Genomic DNA, 16,418 nt, shown 5'->3' on the forward strand with positions numbered 1-16,418 from the left:
TCCCGCTCAACCCGCGCGGTCCTGTCAACCTCCGAGCCCGCGCCGCGAGTCCCCTGAGTCGACCACGTTCGATGACGAAGGGACAGCGGATGTCGATGCGTACGGGGATCACGGGGGTGGCGGCGGTCGTGGCCGCGACACTGGCGGCGGGTGCGTTCGCGGCGCCCGCGCTCGCCTCGGCGCCCGAGCCCGGGTCCGGGCACGGGGACCGACACCGGGCGACCCAGAAGGCGATGGAGGCCGCCGTCAACGAGGACGCCCCCGGTGTGACCGTCCAGGCCAGGGACCGGCACGGCGCCTGGAACTCCGCCGCCGGCGTCGGGAACCTCCACGACCAGAGCCCGCGCGGGGCCCACGACCACTACCGCGTCGGCAGCATCACCAAGACCTTCGTCGCCACCGTGCTGCTCCAGCTGGAGGCCGATGGGGAGCTCGACCTGGACGACAAGGTCGGGCGGTGGCTGCCGGGCGTAGTCGAGGGCAACGGCCACGACGGCGACAAGATCACGGTGCGCCAACTCCTCAACCACACGAGCGGCATCTTCGAGGTGTCGGCCGATGCGGGCTTCCAGGAGAAGGTGTTCACGGAGAAGTTCCTCGAACACCGCTATGACACCTGGACCCCCGAAGAGGAGGTCGCCATCGCCATGCGCCACAAGCCGGACTTCAAGCCCGGCAAGGGCTGGAAGTACTCCAACACCAACTACATCCTGGCCGGAATGATCATCGAGAAGGTGACGGGTGCGTCGTACGCGGACGAGATCGGCCGGCGGATCATCGAACCCCTCGGCCTGCACCACACCACTCTGCCCGGCACGGACGCGTCGATGCCGGAGCCCAGTTCACGCGCGTACACCAAGCTGTCCGACGCCCCGGACGCCAAGAACCACGACGTGACGGAGTTCAACCCGTCCGTGGCGGGCGCGGCGGGCTCGATGATCTCCGACTCGGCCGACCTGAACCGCTTCTACACCGCACTCCTGCGCGGCAAGCTCCTGCCGAAGAAGCAGCTCGCCGAGATGAAGAAGACCGTCCCGAGGGGCGAGGACCGGCCCGACAGCCGGTACGGGCTCGGCCTGGAGAGCCTCAAGACGTCCTGCGGCAAGGTCGTCTGGGGCCACGGCGGCGACATCCACGGCTCGTCGTCAATGGCGGGCACGACGGCGGACGGCGGCCATGCGCTCGCGCTGAACTTCAACGGGCCGGCGGGGGACGGCCCTTCGGTCCTGGAGGCAGAGTTCTGCGGCAAGTAGGTCTGTAGAGCGGTATTCCGTAATGCGTACGCGAAAGGGGGCGGGGCCCGCCGTCCGGGTCCCGCCCCCTTTCGCTCCCCTCCTATCGGGCAGCGCCGCCCCGCGTCATTTGGGCAGCACCACCACATACGCCGCGGGGTCACGGTCGGTCGCGGCCATCAGTGCGGTCCGTACGACGGTCGCCTGCTGTTCGAGCGAATCCCGCAGCTTCTTGGGCGTCAGATGGACGACGGTGATGCCGAGCCGCTCCAAGTGCTCGCGCTTACGGGCGTACTCGGACCACAGGGCGTCGTCCTCCTGACGGAAGCCGTGGCGCGGCGCCCGGGTGTCGAGCTCGACCGCGACGGCCAGATCGGGCCAGTAGGCGTCGACGCCCCCCAGATGCGGCCCGCCGGGCAATCGCAGATCGACGTTCCACAGCGGATCGGGAAGACCGTGCTCGGCGACCATCTGGTAGAGCCGGTCCTCGGCGATCGCCCGCCCCTCGGCGAGCAGCGCGTCGACGGCGTTCACCACATGGGGGCGGGAGAGCAGCCGCGCCTGGTTCAACTCCCGCACGATGGCGGCCGGTTCGCAGTGTCCGCCGCGCACCGCCTCGGTGAGCAGCCTGCGCACCGCACCGGCCTCGGAGAGCCCCGCCACCGCGTCGGCGAGCGCACGCGGCACCGGCGCCACCGGGACTCCCGTGATCTGTACGGCGGTCGGCAGCGCGGGGGTCCGCACGAGGCGCGCGAATCCGGTGGACCGCAGCCGCCGGGTGCGGGGCACCAGGATGTCGATGCGGTCGAGCGAGAGCAGCGGGGGAGCGGACGAGAAGCGGTGCAGGGCGAGCGCCGCGAGGCCGGTGATCAGCGCGTCGGCGTACGGGGCGTGGGCCTCGCCCGGGCCGGGCTGCGCGGGCACGGTCTTCGCCGCCTTGGCCGGCGGCCGCCCCGCGTACAACAGGGCGCCGTGCAGCCGCTCTTCAGGGGTCGGCGGCCCCGGGTGCAGCAGGCACACCCCGGGGAGCAGCTGCTGCCAGGGCCCTTCCGGGCGGCAGTGGGCGGCCGTGTCGGCGGCGGAGATGCCGTGGGCGCGCAGCTGGGCGGTGCTCATGACGCGGCGCTGGACGTTGGCGAGGTGCTGCTGGGGGCGGGGGGAGAGCGGGGTGTTGTGGTTCATGACCGGGCTATCCCCGCCCCCACTCGCCCCCCTAACCGCTGTTACACGCCCGTCGACATAACCGGACAACCCCGCACTAAAGTGCAGACGTTCGACTGCCGAAAAGGCCCGTTTGCGCGCGGTACGTTCCACGGGCCACCGCATTCGCCTCCCCGCGTTGCGGACAGACGTTCCACACACCGAATCCCCACCCCGATCGCCCCCGCTGTGGCCAGGTGTTTCGCACGCCGGATCCCCGCCCCGGTCGCCCGCGTTTGTGGCCAGGTGTTTCGCACGCCGGATCTCCCACCCTGGTCGCCCCCGTTTGTGGGCAGGCGTTCCGCACGTCGGATCTCCCACCCCGGTCGCCCGCGTTTGTGGGCAGGCGTTCCGCACGCCGGGCCCCCAACCCTGGTCGCCCCCGTTTGTCGGCAGGCGTTCCGCACGCCGAATCCCCACCCCCGGTCGCACACGCTGTGGCCAGGCGTTCCGCACGCCGGATCCCCACCCCGGCCGCCCCCGCCGTGGCCAGGCGTTCCGCACGCCGCCCCCCACCCGGGTCGCCCCCCCCGTTGTGGGCAGGCGTTCCGCAGGGCGGAACGGGTGGGCACAACGCACAGCTGCCGAGCACCGATGAACGAGGCGCCCACCCAAGTCGACCTACGAAGCGGCGGCGGCAGCCGAATCGCAAGCCTGGGCCCGCAGAGACCGAGCAAGGTCATCCCGAGCCTCGACGACAAGCCGCCGCAGCGCAGGAGCGGAACCCGCATGCGCCGCGAGCCACGCGTCCGCCGCGTCCACCGTCCCCTGACGGTCCTGCAGATGAGGGAACAGCCCCTTGACGACGTCCATCCCGATCTGGATGGACCGCTCCTCCCACACCCGCTCAATGGCAGCGAAGTACTTCTCCGCGTACGGCGCGGTCAACTCCCTCTGGGAGGCCTGGGAGAACCCCGCGATGGTCGCCCCGACCAGCGCGTTGGACAGCACATCGGACTCCACCACGGCGGCCCACGCCTGCGCCTTCACCGCCGCGGAAGGCCGCGAGGCCAGGCACCGCACCTGATGCCGCTTGCCCGAAGCGGTGTCGTCCCGCGCCAGCTCCGCGCCGAGGACCTTCTCGTCGGCGACCCCGTGCGAGGCCAGCGGGCCGAGGAAGGCCCACCGCAGCTCCTGGTCGACATCGAGCCCGTCGATCTTCGCCGTGCCGTCCAGAAGACCCCGCAGCAACTGCAGATCGGCGTCCGAAGAGGCCACCGCCGCGAAGAACCGCGCCCACGTCAACTGGTGCTGGCTGCCCGGCTCCGCGATCCGCAGCTCCCGCAGCGCACCCTCGGCGAGCGCACGCCCGCCCTCCTCGCGCCACGCGGGCGCCGCGTAGTGCGTGAGCGCGGAGTCCGTCCACGCGTGCAGCATCTGCAGCACCCCGATGTCGCTCTCGCGCCCCGCGAACCGCAGCACGAGCCCGATGAAGTCCCGCGCGGGCATGAGCCCGTCCCGGGTCAGGCTCCACAGCGCCGACCAGCACAGGGCACGGGCGAGGGGGTCGGTGATGTCGCCGAGGTGCTCCCGCAGCGTGACGAGGGAGTTCTCGTCGAAGCGGATCTTGCAGTACGTCAGGTCGTCGTCGTTGACCAGGACCAGCTCGGGAGCCTCCTCGCCGGCCAGCTCGGTGACGACCGTGCGCGGCCCGTCGACATCCAGCTCCGCGCGTGCGTACCGCGTCAGCTCGCCCTCGACGGAGCGGCGGTACAGGCCCACCGCCACACGGTGCGGCCGCAGTTCGGGATGGGACTGCGCCGCCTCCTGGATCACGGAGAGCTCCGTGATCCGGCCCTCCGCGTTCAGAATCACCTGCGGGGTCAGGGAGTTGACCCCCGCCGTCTGCAGCCAGGACCGCGACCAGGACGCCATGTCGCGCCCGGACGTCTCCTCCAGGACCGAAAGGAGGTCGCCGAGGCGGGTGTTGCCGTACGCATGCCGCTTGAAGTAGCGCCGCGCGCCTTCGAGGAACGCGTCACGCCCGACGTACGCCACCAGCTGCTTCAGTACCGAAGCGCCCTTCGCGTACGTGATCCCGTCGAAGTTGAGCTTGGCGGCCTGCAGGTCGTGGATGTCGGCCGTGACCGGGTGGGTGGAGGGGAGCTGATCGGCGCGGTACGCCCACGCCTTGCGGTTGTTGGCGAAGGTGATCCAGCCGTTGGTGAAGCGGGTCGCCTCGACCATGGAGAAGGAACCCATGAAGTCGGCGAAGGACTCCTTGAGCCACAGGTCGTCCCACCAGCGCATGGTGACGAGGTCGCCGAACCACATGTGCGCCATCTCGTGCAGGATCACATTGGCCCGGCGCTCGTATGACGCCTGGGTCACCTTGCCGCGGAAGATGAACTCCTCGCGGAAGGTCACACAGCCCGGGTTCTCCATCGCGCCCAGGTTGTACTCCGGCACGAAGGCCTGGTCGTACTTCCCGAACGGGTACGGATAGTCGAAGTTGTCGTGGAAGAAGTCGAGGCCCTGCTTCGTCACCAGGAAGACGTCGTCGGCGTCGAAGTGCTTGGCGAGGCCCTTGCGGCAGAGCGCGCCGAGCGGGATCTCCAGGGTCGTGCCGTCGTCGAAGGTGCGGCTGTAGGAGTCCGTCACGTAGTGGTACGGGCCGGCGACCACGGCCGTGATGTACGTCGAGATCGGCTTGGTCTCGGCGAACTTCCATACGCCATCAGCCAGTTCACCGGAGCCGTTGGACCACGCCGTCCAGGCCTCCGGGGTCTGCACCTCGAACCGGAAGGGCGCCTTCAGGTCGGGCTGCTCGAAGTTGGCGAAGACCCGGCGGGAGTCGGCGGGCTCGTACTGCGTATAGAGATAGACCTCGCCGTCCTCCGGGTCGACGAAGCGGTGCATGCCCTCGCCGGTGCGGCTGTAGGCGCACTGGGCGTCCACCACCAGCTCGTTCTCCGCGGCCAGGTCCTCCAGGGTGATCCGCGAGCCGTCGAAGACCTCGGAGGGGTCGAGGTCCTTGCCGTTGAGGGAAACGGCCGTGACGCTCGGGGCGATCAGATCGGCGAAGCTCGTGGCGCCGGGCTCCGCGGAGCGGAAGCGGATCGTGGTGACGGAGCGGAAGGTGCGCGGCTCCTGGTCGCTCTCGCCGATCGCGGAGCGCAGGTCGAGAAAGACCTCGTACCCGTCGACGGACAACAGCGCGGCCCTTTCCTGGGCCTCGTCGCGGGACAGATTCTCACCGGGCACGGGCGGCACTCCCTTGTGACTCGCATGTCTGAAGCCGTGGATCGCACGACTCGTACGCAGGTCTCGTACGAATGTCACGATCCTCGCATGTGTGGTCGGCGCCCGGTATCCGGGAATGCCCTGGTGCGTCACCGACGTTTCCCCCGCCAGATGCGAACGGATTCCTTAGGGAGAGACATGTCCGAGAACGGCACCAAGACCCCCGTCGACTTCTGGTTCGACCCGCTGTGCCCCTGGGCCTGGATGACGTCCCGTTGGGTCCTCGAGGTCGAGAAGGTCCGCGACATCGAGGTCCGCTGGCACGTGATGAGCCTCGCCGTCCTGAACGAGGACAAGATCGACGAGCTCCCCGAGGAGTACCGCGAGATGCTCGCGACGAAGGCCTGGGGCCCGGTCCGCGTGGTCATCGCCGCCCAGCAGAAGTACGGCGAAGAGATCACCGGAGCGCTCTACACCGCGCTCGGCACCCGCTTCCACAACCGCGGCGAGGGCCCGACCATCGAGGCGGTCACCGCCGCACTCAAGGACGTCGGCCTGCCCGAGGACCTCGCGCGGTACGCGGACTCCGACGAGTACGACGCCCAACTGCGCGCCTCCCACAAGGAGGGCATAGACAAGGTCGGCCAGGACGTGGGCACCCCGGTCATCGCCGTCCCCGGAGCGGACGGCGAACAGATCGCCTTCTTCGGCCCCGTGGTGACCCCCGCCCCCAAGGGCGAGGAGGCGGCGAAGCTCTGGGACGGCACGCTCATGGTGGCCTCGGTCCCCGGCTTCTACGAGATCAAGCGGACGCGGACGCAGGGGCCGATCTTCGACTGACCCCCGCTATTTGAGCTTGCGGGGCAGATAGAAGGGCGACTTGTCGAAGGCGGTACGTAGGGTTCCGCAGCCCGGTGCGTCGCAGGCCCAGTAGTCGCCGGTGTACTTCAGGCCGGAGTCGTCCTTGAGCTGCTGCTGCTCGCCCTTGCTCAGCGGGTGGTGCGGCTCGTCCCGTTTGCAGGTGCTGCAGTACATCTTCCGTGGTGTCGGCATGTCGACACCGTCCACCGGAACCCCGGATACCGACAGGCCCCCGTGAGTCACGTCCTCACGGGGGCCTGTCCTTTTTCCGCCCGCCCGCGCGAAGGTTGAGAAGACGATCACGAGGCGGGACGTTTCACGGGGTCAAGCGGCTCACGGGCTCAGCAGAAGGCTGTTCACGCGCTGCTTGGCGGCCTCGTAACGCTTCGCCACGTCCTGCCAGTTGACGACCTGCCACATGGCCTCGATGAAGTCGACCTTCTGGTTCTTGTACTGCAGGTAGAAGGCGTGCTCCCAGGCGTCGAAGACCAGGATCGGCGTCGAGCCCTGGCCGACATTGCCCTGGTGGTCGTAGACCTGCTCGACGATGAGGCGGTTGCTGAGCGGCTCGTAGGCGAGCACGCCCCAGCCCGAACCCTGCGTCGTCGCCGAGGCCTTGGTCAGCTGGGCCTTGAACTTGGCGAAGGAGCCGAAGGACTCGGCGATCGCGTCCGCGAGGTCGCCGACGCCGTCCACGGCCAGCGGCTCGCCGCCGCCACCGTCCTTCGGGCCGTTCATGTTGTGCCAGTAAATGCTGTGCAGGATGTGGCCGGAGAGGTGGAAGGCCAGGTTCTTCTCCAGGCCGTTGATGGCGCCCCACGTCTCCTTGTCGCGCGCCTCCTCCAGCTGCTCGAGGGTGTCGTTCGCGCCCTTCACGTACGCCGCGTGGTGCTTGTCGTGGTGCAGCTCGATGATCTGCGGGTTGATGACCGGTTCGAGCGCCGCGTAGTCGTACGGAAGTTCAGGAAGCGTGTAAATGGCCATGGTCCGAGCCCTCCGACTGCTGCTCTGCTGTGCTCTGCTGTGGTGCAACGCTTATTGCAATCAATGTGCAACTGCAGGCTAGCAGCAGGAGTGGCGCTGAGTTGATCAGCCCTTGGTCCTAGGCCCCGGACGCGCCAGAGGGCCCCGAGTCGAAAGACTCGGGGCCCTCTGGCAGACGTGAGAGTTACTCGGCGGCCGACAGCGCCGCCCGCTTCTCCGCCGCCTTCTGCCGCGCGAACCCGATCGCCGCGAGCGCCAGCGTCAGCGCGCCCGTGGCCAGGAGCTGCTTGCGGGTGTCCGGCTGCTCCGTCATCAGGTAGAAGATGTACGCCATCGCGGCCAGGGCGACCCAGGTCAGGAACGGGTAGGCCCACATCTTCACGACCAGCTTCTCCGGCTCCTCGCGCTCCGTCCTGCGGCGCAGGATGAGCTGCGAAGCGGCGATGAAGATCCAGACGACCAGGATCATCGCGCCGATCATGTTGAGCAGCCAGGGGAAGACGTCGTCCGGGCGCCAGTAGCTGAGCAGGACGCAGACGAAGCCGAAGACCGAGGAGGCGAGGACCGCGAGGCGCGGGACGCCGCTGTAGACACGGCCGAGCACCTTGGGGCCCTGGCCGCGCCGGATCAGCGAGTACGACATGCGCGAGGCGCCGTAGATGTTGGCGTTCATCGCGGAGAGCAGGGCGATCAGGACGATGACGTTCATGATCTGGCCGGCGCCGGGGATGCCCAGGTGGTCGAGCGTGGCGACGTACGGGCCCTTCGCCACGACCTCCTTGTTGTCCCACGGCAGCAGCGTGACGACGACCATCATCGAGCCGACGTAGAAGAGGGCGATGCGCCACATCGCCGTGCGCACGGCCTTGGCGACGGACTGGACCGGGTTCTCGGACTCCGCGGCCGCGATCGTGACCGTTTCCAGACCGCCGTACGCGAAGACGGATGCGAGGAGGCCGATGATCAGGCCGTCCGTGCCGTTCGGCATGAACCCGCCCTCGCCGGTGAGGTTCGCGGTGCCGGGGGCGGGCGCGTCCGAGCCGGGCAGGATGCCGAGGATCGCCAGGACGCCGATGCCGAGGAAGAGCGCGATCGCGCCGACCTTCAGGGCGGCGAACCAGAACTCGAACTCGCCGAAGTTCTTCACGGCCGTCAGGTTGGCGCCGCAGAACACCAGCATGAAGAGCGCGACCCAGGCCCACTCGGGGCTGTCGGGGAACCAGCCCACCATGATTTTCGCGGCGCCGATGCCTTCGAGGCCGACGGCGACGCAGAGCAGGAACCAGAAGCCCCAGCCGGCGGTGAAGCCCGCCCAGGGCCCGATCGCGCGCTCGGCGTGGACCGAGAAGGAACCGGAGGCCGGGTTCGCGGCCGACATCTCGCCGAGCATGCGCATCACGAGCATGACCAGCGCGCCGGATATCGCATAGGCGAGCACGATCGAGGGCCCGGCCGCGGCGATACCGGCTCCGGAGCCCACGAAGAGGCCGGCGCCGATGACGCCACCGAGGGCGATCATCGAGAGATGCCGCTGCTTGAGGCCGTGGACCAGCGGTGAATCGACCTTGGGGGCCTCGGGGGCCGCGTCGGGTGCTGCGTCCTGGGAGGTGGACGTCCGAGACATGGGCGAGCCCTGTTCAGTAGCTGAGACGGGGGAGCGAGCGGCCCACAGTCTGAAGTCCGGTACCGCTGACAGGGAACACCTGACCGCTATACGGACACGACGCTCACACGTTGTGAAGGTATGGCCACGAAATGTTCACACCCACTTTACGTGTGACTCGGCCGTGCCTCGCGCCACTCCCGCAGCCCGGCCACCGCCAGCACGAGCCCCGTCGCGCCCGCCGACCACAGCAACTGCGGCCGCGCCCCGTCGTCCGTCAGCATCAGCCCGAGCACGGCGGCCATCGCCGCGAGCGCCGCCCACGTCAGATAGGGGAAGGCCCACATGCGCAGCACGAGCCGCTCCGGAGCCTCGCGCTCGATGCGCCGCCGAAGCCGCAGCTGCGACACCGCGATCAGCGCCCACACGAAGAGCAGCACCGCGCCGACCGAGTTGAGCATGTAGAGGAAGACCGAGTCCGGCCACTTCAGATTGAGTACGACGGATACGAAGCCGAAGGCGACGGACGCGAGCACCGCACGCCGCGGCACTCCGCCGCCCGACACCTTCAACAGCGCCTTCGGGGCCTCGCCGCGCTCGGCGAGCGAGAAGATCATCCGGGAGGAGCCGTAGAGGTTGGCGTTGAGCGCCGAGAGCAGCGCCACGAACACCACGATGTTCATGATCGTGCCCGCGGACGGCACCCCGATCGAGTCGAGGACCGTCACATACGGACTGACGCCCGCCTTCTCCGCCGTCCACGGCAGCACCGTCACGATGACCAGCATCGAACCGACGTAGAAGAAGAGGATGCGGTAGACGGCGCTGCGCACGGCGCGGGCGACCGAGCGCACCGGGTCGTCGGACTCGGCGGCCGCGATCGTCACGACCTCGAGCCCGCCGAAGGCGAAGACGACGGCGAGCACGCCGGAGGTGACGCCCTCCCAGCCGTTGGGCAGAAACCCGCCGTGCCCGGTGAGATTCGTGAACCCGACCGGGTTGCCAGAGGAATTAGACGCAGCCGGCAGCACCCCGAAGATCGCGAGCAGCCCGAGCGCCAGGAAGGCGACGATCGCGAAGACCTTCAGGGCCGCGAACCAGAACTCGAACTCGCCGAAGTTCTTCACGGCGGCGAGATTGGCGCCCGTGAACACCAGCATGAAGATGAGGACCCAGGCCCACTGCGGTACGCCCGGCGCCCAGCTGTTGGCGATCTGCGCGGCCCCGGTCGCCTCCACGGCGAGCACGACGACGAGCAGGAACCAGTAGAGCCACCCGACGCTGAACCCCGCCCAGCGCCCGAGGGCACGCTCGGCGTGCACGGAGAAGGACCCCGACGCGGGCATCGCGGCCGACATCTCACCGAGCATCCGCATCACACACATCGCGAGCGCACCCGCGATCAGATACGAGACGACGATCCCGGGCCCGGCAACGGCAATCCCGGCCCCGGACCCGACGAAAAGCCCGGCCCCGATGACCCCACCGAGCCCAAGCATGGTGAGATGCCGCTGCTTGAGTCCCCCGCCGAGCGGTTCAGGCTCGGCCTCCATGGTTGTGGGCAGGCGTTCCGCACGGCGAGTGGGGCCTCCCCTGCTCGAGCGAAGCCGAGAGCTTGGGGAAGGGTGGGCACAACCCTCGCTGCCGGGTGCCGACTGATCGGGGGGTGCGTCGTGCATGGTGCTAAGCGCTGCTCTCGGGCTCACAAAGGAATTGGCGGGAACCTACAGTCTCCCTGGGCGGCATCCCCGTACGCAAAACGGGACCCATACGCGGCCCACCTCAGTGACAAGCATCACGCCCCCCGCAGGGGTACCCTCCACCCTTTGTCCAGAGCCCACCACCAGATCCCCAACCACCTTGTCACCCACCACCGGTGTTAGGCGCCCCCGCCTGAGATAGCGTCACGAGGTCCCACCTCCCCGTCCCAGAACGCCCAGAACCCGCGGAGTCCCGATGAGCATCGCCGCCGTCTCTTCCCGTCCCGGCCAGGTCCTCGCGGACCTGCTCCCCGCGTCCCGCGCGAAGGACGCGGCCTTCGTCATCGGCGGCGCCGCCCTCACCGGCATCGCGGCCCAGATCGCCGTGCCCGTACCGGGCTCCCCCGTGCCGGTGACGGGACAGACCTTCGCCGCGCTCCTCGTCGGCACCGCCCTCGGCGCCCGCCGCGGCTTCCTCTCCCTCGCGGTGTACGCCCTCGTCGGCATGGCCGGCATGCCGTGGTTCGCGCAGGCCGGTTCCGGCGTCGCGGCGCCGTCCCTCGGCTACGTCCTCGGCATGCTGCTCGCCGCGACCGTGGTCGGCGCCCTCGCCCGCCGCGGCGGCGACCGTTCCGTGCTGCGCACCGCGGGGACGATGGTGCTCGGCTCGGCGATCATCTACGCCGTCGGCGTCCCGTACCTGGCCGCCGCGACCGGCATGTCGCTGACCCAGGCCGTCGCCGCCGGGCTCACGCCCTTCCTGATCGGCGACGCCGTCAAGGCCGCGCTCGCGATGGGTGCGCTGCCCACGGCGTGGAAGTTCCTCAACCGGTAGCGGTCACCCCATAGTTCCGCCTGAAGAGGTTCGCCGGGTCGTATGTGGCCTTGAGTCCGGCGAGCCTCTTTCGCGTTTCGGTGTCGTACAGGCCGTCGGTCCGGTCCCCGGCGGCGAAGGCGAAGTTGAGCAGCCGGCCCTCGCCCGCGAAAAGACCGAACGCCCGCTCCTGCACGGCCCGCACCGCGTCGAGGTCGGTGCCGTCCAACGGCGAGAGCACCCGCACCAGCCACCCCGCGTCCCGGTACGGCACCGCGTTCCCCGCGGGCTTCGCCAGCGCCCCGCCCAGCTGGTTGATCTGGACGACGTGCATCGTCTCGGCGGCTGGACCGGTCAGCGCGAACAGCTCGCACGCCGCCGCGACATCCAGCTCACGCACCACCACGCTGTCCCCGTAGTAGGAGTGCGGGAAGTCCGGATCGCTGTGAATCGTGTGGCTGTCGGTGTACGGCATCTCCCGCAGCGAGTCCGACACCATGGGCCCGATCTCCCGCAGCGGCGCGACAAGCTGCTCGCCCTCCGCCTCGGAGCCGGTGTAGGCGACCCGGACCGTCACGAGATAGCGGCCCCGCAGATGCGGCGGAAGCTGTGGCAGGTCCGGGTAGACGAGAGCTGCCACGGACGAGGTCACCTCGTCCGGCACCGTCCGCGTCCACGCCTCGTAGGCCCCCAGCACGGCCGCCGGATCGACCTCGCGCCCATCGAAGGAGATCGCCCCGCCGTAGAGCCGGGCCACCGGCACCAGAGCGATCTCCAGGGCCGTCACGACCCCGAGGTTCGCGCCCCCGCCGAGCAGCCCCCAGAACAGCTCGGGCTCGCTCTCCGCGGTGACGTGCCGCAGCGCGCCGTCCGCGGTGACGACATCGAGCCACCGGACGTGGTCGGCCGCGTACCCGAACTCCCTTGCCAGGATGCCGAGTCCGCCGCCCAGCGTGTACGAGACGGCGCCCACGCCCGGCGCCGAACCGTTCAGCGGGGCGAGCCCGTGCTCCGCCGCGGCCTCGACGACCTGGCCCCAGCGGACGCCCGCGCCCACGGTGACGGTGCGCGCTGCGGCGTCGACGCGGACGGAGTCCATCCGCCGGGTGCTGATCAGCACGCCGCCCTCCGCGGCCCCCGGCAGCCCGTGCCCGGTGGCCTGCACGCCCACGGGCAGCCCCGCGTCGGCGGCGTACGAAACGGCGGCGACGACGTCATCGGTGCTCGAAGCCGCGAACACGATCTCCGGCCGCTGCGCGAAACCGGTCTGGAACCCGGCGGTCTCCGCGTCGTACCCGTCGTCGCCGGGCCGGAAAACGAGTCGCCCATCGGTGAAGTCCACGGTGATCCTCCCAGCAGCGCCGGTCCGTCCGACCGGCTGACGGAACAGACCATCCCCGGAAAACCTGCCACCTGCCGTCATGTTTTCCGGCGTTCTTCCGGCCCTTAGAGAACCGCGTGAACTGTGCTGTCATAAAAGGAGGTTGGGGGTGAACGCCCATGCCGGAGCGTCGGGTGGCGGGCCGCTACCGCCTGCTCGAAGTCATCGGCCGTGGCGGCATGGGCCGCGTGTGGCGAGCGGCCGACGAGCTGCTCGACCGCGCTGTCGCCGTGAAGGAGCTGCGGATCGACGCGGGCGACGGCGGCCTCGACCCGGAGGACCCCCGCGTGCGCAGGGAACGCGCGCTGCGCGAGGCGCGGGCCAGTGCGCGGATCGACCACCCCGGTGTCGTACGCGTCTATGACGTCGCCGAGGAGGACGGCCGCCTGTGGATCGTCATGGAGCTGGTCGACGCCCGGTCCCTCGCCCGGTACGTCGACGACGAGGGGCCGCTGGGCGAGCGCGAGGCGGCGCGCGTCGGCCTCGCCCTGGTGGCGGCGCTGCGGCGGGTGCACGCGGCGGGGGTGCTGCACCGTGACATCAAGCCGGCGAACGTGCTCATCGGCCCCGGTGACCGGGTCGTCCTCACCGATTTCGGCATCGCCGCGATCCAGGACACGGGCCGTCTGACGCAGACGGGCCTGCTGGTGGGTTCGCCCGAGTACATGGCGCCCGAGCGGGTCTCCGGGGCGCCGCAGGGCCCGCCGTCCGACCTCTGGTCCCTCGGCGCGACGCTCTGCGCGGCGCTGCGCGGCAGCTCGCCCTTCGCCCGTGAATCGGCGCTGACGACGCTCGTGGCGGTCCTGCACGAGGACCCTGAACTGCCGCCGGAATCAAGCGGGTTACGTCCCCTGCTCGCGGCGCTGCTGGCCAAGGAGCCGGCGGGGCGGCCGGGCCTCGACGCGACGGAGGCGGCCCTGCGGGCGGCGCTCATGGCGCCGCCCGCAGAGCCGCCTCCGGGGGAGGACGGGACGTCGGGTGCCGACTGGCGTCCGCGCGTCCTGACCGCCCTGGTCCTGCTGGTCACGGCCGCCGTGGCGGCCGTCATGTTCTTCACCGCGCGCGATCAGGGCGGCGGCGATCCACCGCCCGGACCGGGCTCACGGCCACCGACGGTGGCGGGTACGTCGACCACGCCACCGTCCGGCGGCTCCGGCTCCGGTTAGGCGTCGACGTCGACCGTGTCGGTGTCGGACACGGCGTCGCCGTCGGTCACGGCGTCGGTGTCGACGCGGGGCCGCACCTTCTCCCGTACGACCGAGAAGATCACCACGAACGCCGCGGCGAGCAGCGAGAGCAGCACCTGCTTGCGTCCTGCCTCGTCGGTCAGCATGTAGACGAGGACGAACGAGATCATCGCGATGGTGACCCACGTCAGATACGGGAAGAGCCACATCTTCACGACGAGCTTCTCGGGCTCCTCGCGCAGGATGATGCCGCGCATCCGCAGCTGCGTGAAGCAGATCATCAGCCAGACGAAGAGGGCCACCGCGCCCGACGAGTTCAGCAGGAAGTCGAAGACGGTGTCCTGCCACTGGTAGTTGAACCAGACGGCGATGAAGCCGAAGACGACCGAGCCGAGGATCGCGGCCTGCGGCACACCGCGGGAGTTGGTGCGCGCGAAGGACTTGGGCGCGTCGCCGCGCTGGCCGAGCGAGAAGGCCATGCGGGAAGCGGTGTAGAGCCCGGAGTTGAGGCAGGAGAGAACGGCCGTCAGGACGATCACGTTCATGACCTGACCGGCGTGCGGGATGCCGATCGAGTTGAGCGCGGCGACGTACGAACCGTCCTTGAGGATCGACTTGTCGTCCCAGGGGAGCAGCGTGACGACGATGAAGATCGAGCCCAGGTAGAAGACACCGATACGCCAGATGACGCTGTTCGTCGCCTTGGTGACGGCGCGCTGCGGGTCCTCGGACTCACCGGCGGCCAGCGTGACGATCTCGGAGCCCATGAACGAGAAGACGACCATGAGCACACCCGTGAGGATGGCGCCCGCACCGTTGGGCATGAACCCGCCCGCGTCGGTGAGGTGCGCGAATCCGGCGCCGGGGTTGTCGGAGCCGGGCAGCACGCCGAAGACGGCGAGCAGGCCGATGACCACGAAGCCGCCGATGGCGACGACCTTGATCCCGGCGAACCAGAACTCGAACTCACCGTAGGAGCCGACCGAGACGAGGTTCGTCAGGGTGAGCACCACCATGACGATGAGCGCCCAGCCCCACTGCGGTACGGCCGGTATCCAGCCATTGAGGATGACGGCACCTGCGGTGGCCTCCACCGCGAGCACGACGACCCAGAAGAACCAGTACAGCCAGCCGATGGAGAAGCCGGCCCAGCGGCCGAGCGCCTGGTCCGCGTAGGTGGAGAAGGAGCCGGAGGTCGGCCGTGCGGCGGCCATCTCTCCGAGCATCCGCATCACGAGAACGACCATCGTGCCGACGAGGGCGTACGAGACGAGGATGGCGGGCCCTGCGGCGGCGATGCCGGAGCTGGAGCCGACGAAGAGGCCGGCGCCGATGACACCACCGATGGCGATCATGGACAGATGGCGATTTTTCAGCCCGGCCTTGAGGCCGTCACCGGTGTCACCAGACTGCGGATCCCCAGGTTCGTTGGGGTTGCGGTCTGCCTTCGCAAGGGAGGGTTGCGAGGTCATGGACGAATCCTTAAGTTCTCGGGTCACGAGCCCACGCATTCAAACTCAGGGGTGCCCGGGACGGAAGTCCTGACTCCGGATCGTGACATTCGGCTCGTCCGGCCCGGACCGGGGTGACCAAGGTCCCGGCCCGGTCGCGGCCGCCCGGCCCGCGACGTGCCACACTCGGACCCATGCGCGTGTACCTCGGCTCGGATCATGCCGGCTACGAACTCAAGAACCACCTGGTCGAATGGCTCAAGAGCCACGGCCACGAGCCCGTCGACTGCGGGCCCCACATCTATGACGCCCAGGACGACTACCCCCCCTTCTGCCTCCGCGCCGCGGAGAAGACGGCGGCGGACGCGGAGTCCCTCGGCATCGTGATCGGCGGCTCCGGCAACGGGGAGCAGATCGCGGCGAACAAGGTCAAGGGCGTCCGTGCGGCCCTCGCCTGGAGTGAGCAGACCGCTGCGCTGGGTCGTGAGCACAACAACGCCAACGTGGTGTCGATCGGCGGCCGGATGCACACGCAGGAGGAGGCGACGAAGTTCGTCGAGATCTTCCTGTCCACCCCGTACTCGGACGAGGCCCGCCACACCCGCCGCATCGAGATGCTGGCGGCATACGAGACGACGGGCGAGCTGCCCCCCATCCCGGCCCACCACCCGCAGGGCTAGCAGTCAAGACCGCCGCTCCGCGGCGGATCTTTCCCGACCACCCACCCGATTGCCCCGGATCTGCCCGCCCACCCCGTCGGCAGGTCTTCCACCCCATCGGTAGGTCTTCCAGCCCGGCCGCAGGTCTTTCAGCCCGTCCGGC

At 69.6% G+C, this 16,418-nt stretch carries 13 protein-coding genes; 5 read left to right on the plus strand and 8 right to left on the minus strand.

The window, feature by feature from the left end:
- The first annotated feature begins 71 nt into the window (after positions 1-71).
- Positions 72-1,253: a serine hydrolase gene (locus OG453_RS11065; RefSeq protein ID WP_266866925.1), complete on the plus strand. Its 1,182-nt coding sequence runs from the start codon at positions 72-74 to the stop codon at positions 1,251-1,253.
- Between the two features lie 105 nt (positions 1,254-1,358).
- Here OG453_RS11065 and OG453_RS11070 read toward each other — a convergent pair whose 3' ends face one another.
- Both OG453_RS11070 and pepN read right to left on the minus strand, forming a co-directional pair.
- On the minus strand, positions 1,359-2,414 hold the full coding sequence (locus tag OG453_RS11070; protein ID WP_266866927.1) for a hypothetical protein: 1,056 nt from the start codon (positions 2,412-2,414) through the stop codon (positions 1,359-1,361).
- 639 nt (positions 2,415-3,053) lie between these two features.
- Entirely contained in the window at positions 3,054-5,636 is a 2,583-nt protein-coding gene (gene pepN, locus OG453_RS11075) for an aminopeptidase N (RefSeq protein ID WP_266866929.1), read from the minus strand.
- A gap of 177 nt (positions 5,637-5,813) precedes the next feature.
- Here pepN and OG453_RS11080 point away from each other — a divergent pair, with 177 nt between their 5' ends.
- Positions 5,814-6,455, plus strand: a complete 642-nt coding sequence (locus OG453_RS11080) for a DsbA family protein (protein WP_266866931.1) — start codon at positions 5,814-5,816, stop codon at positions 6,453-6,455.
- 6 nt (positions 6,456-6,461) lie between these two features.
- On the opposite strand, the gene OG453_RS11085 is transcribed toward OG453_RS11080, so the two are convergent.
- The 4 genes from OG453_RS11085 to OG453_RS11100 form a co-directional block, all read right to left on the minus strand.
- Positions 6,462-6,668, minus strand: a complete 207-nt coding sequence (locus tag OG453_RS11085) for a hypothetical protein (RefSeq protein ID WP_266866933.1) — start codon at positions 6,666-6,668, stop codon at positions 6,462-6,464.
- Positions 6,669-6,809: 141 nt separating this feature from the next.
- On the minus strand, positions 6,810-7,460 hold the full coding sequence (locus OG453_RS11090; protein ID WP_266866935.1) for a superoxide dismutase: 651 nt from the start codon (positions 7,458-7,460) through the stop codon (positions 6,810-6,812).
- Positions 7,461-7,644: 184 nt separating this feature from the next.
- Positions 7,645-9,084 carry an amino acid permease gene (locus OG453_RS11095; protein WP_266866937.1) on the minus strand — a complete coding sequence of 480 codons (1,440 nt, stop codon included), beginning with the start codon at positions 9,082-9,084 and terminating at the stop codon, positions 7,645-7,647.
- A gap of 146 nt (positions 9,085-9,230) precedes the next feature.
- Positions 9,231-10,616 (minus strand): amino acid permease, encoded by a 1,386-nt coding sequence (locus OG453_RS11100; RefSeq protein ID WP_266866939.1) that lies wholly within the window; start codon positions 10,614-10,616, stop codon positions 9,231-9,233.
- Positions 10,617-11,019: 403 nt separating this feature from the next.
- Here OG453_RS11100 and OG453_RS11105 point away from each other — a divergent pair, with 403 nt between their 5' ends.
- Positions 11,020-11,598 carry a biotin transporter BioY gene (locus OG453_RS11105; protein WP_266866941.1) on the plus strand — a complete coding sequence of 193 codons (579 nt, stop codon included), beginning with the start codon at positions 11,020-11,022 and terminating at the stop codon, positions 11,596-11,598.
- On the opposite strand, the gene OG453_RS11110 is transcribed toward OG453_RS11105, so the two are convergent.
- The gene (locus OG453_RS11110; protein ID WP_266866943.1) at positions 11,588-12,919 is read right to left on the minus strand and encodes an FAD-binding oxidoreductase; all 1,332 of its coding nucleotides are present in this window, start codon (positions 12,917-12,919) and stop codon (positions 11,588-11,590) included. The two genes, OG453_RS11105 and OG453_RS11110, sit on opposite strands and share 11 nt — an antisense overlap.
- 158 nt (positions 12,920-13,077) lie before the next feature.
- On the opposite strand from OG453_RS11110, the gene OG453_RS11115 reads away from it, so the two are divergent.
- Positions 13,078-14,124 (plus strand): serine/threonine-protein kinase, encoded by a 1,047-nt coding sequence (locus OG453_RS11115; RefSeq protein WP_323178625.1) that lies wholly within the window; start codon positions 13,078-13,080, stop codon positions 14,122-14,124.
- On the opposite strand, the gene OG453_RS11120 is transcribed toward OG453_RS11115, so the two are convergent.
- A complete protein-coding gene (locus OG453_RS11120) occupies positions 14,121-15,617 on the minus strand; it encodes an amino acid permease (protein ID WP_266866945.1) in 1,497 nt (498 codons plus the stop codon). The two genes, OG453_RS11115 and OG453_RS11120, sit on opposite strands and share 4 nt — an antisense overlap.
- A 173-nt stretch (positions 15,618-15,790) precedes the next feature.
- Here OG453_RS11120 and OG453_RS11125 point away from each other — a divergent pair, with 173 nt between their 5' ends.
- Positions 15,791-16,276, plus strand: coding sequence for a ribose-5-phosphate isomerase (locus OG453_RS11125; protein WP_266866947.1), 486 nt, complete (start codon positions 15,791-15,793; stop codon positions 16,274-16,276).
- The last annotated feature ends 142 nt before the right edge of the window (positions 16,277-16,418 follow it).

Source organism: Streptomyces sp. NBC_01381 (genome assembly GCF_026340305.1).
Taxonomy (GTDB): Bacteria; Actinomycetota; Actinomycetes; order Streptomycetales; family Streptomycetaceae; genus Streptomyces.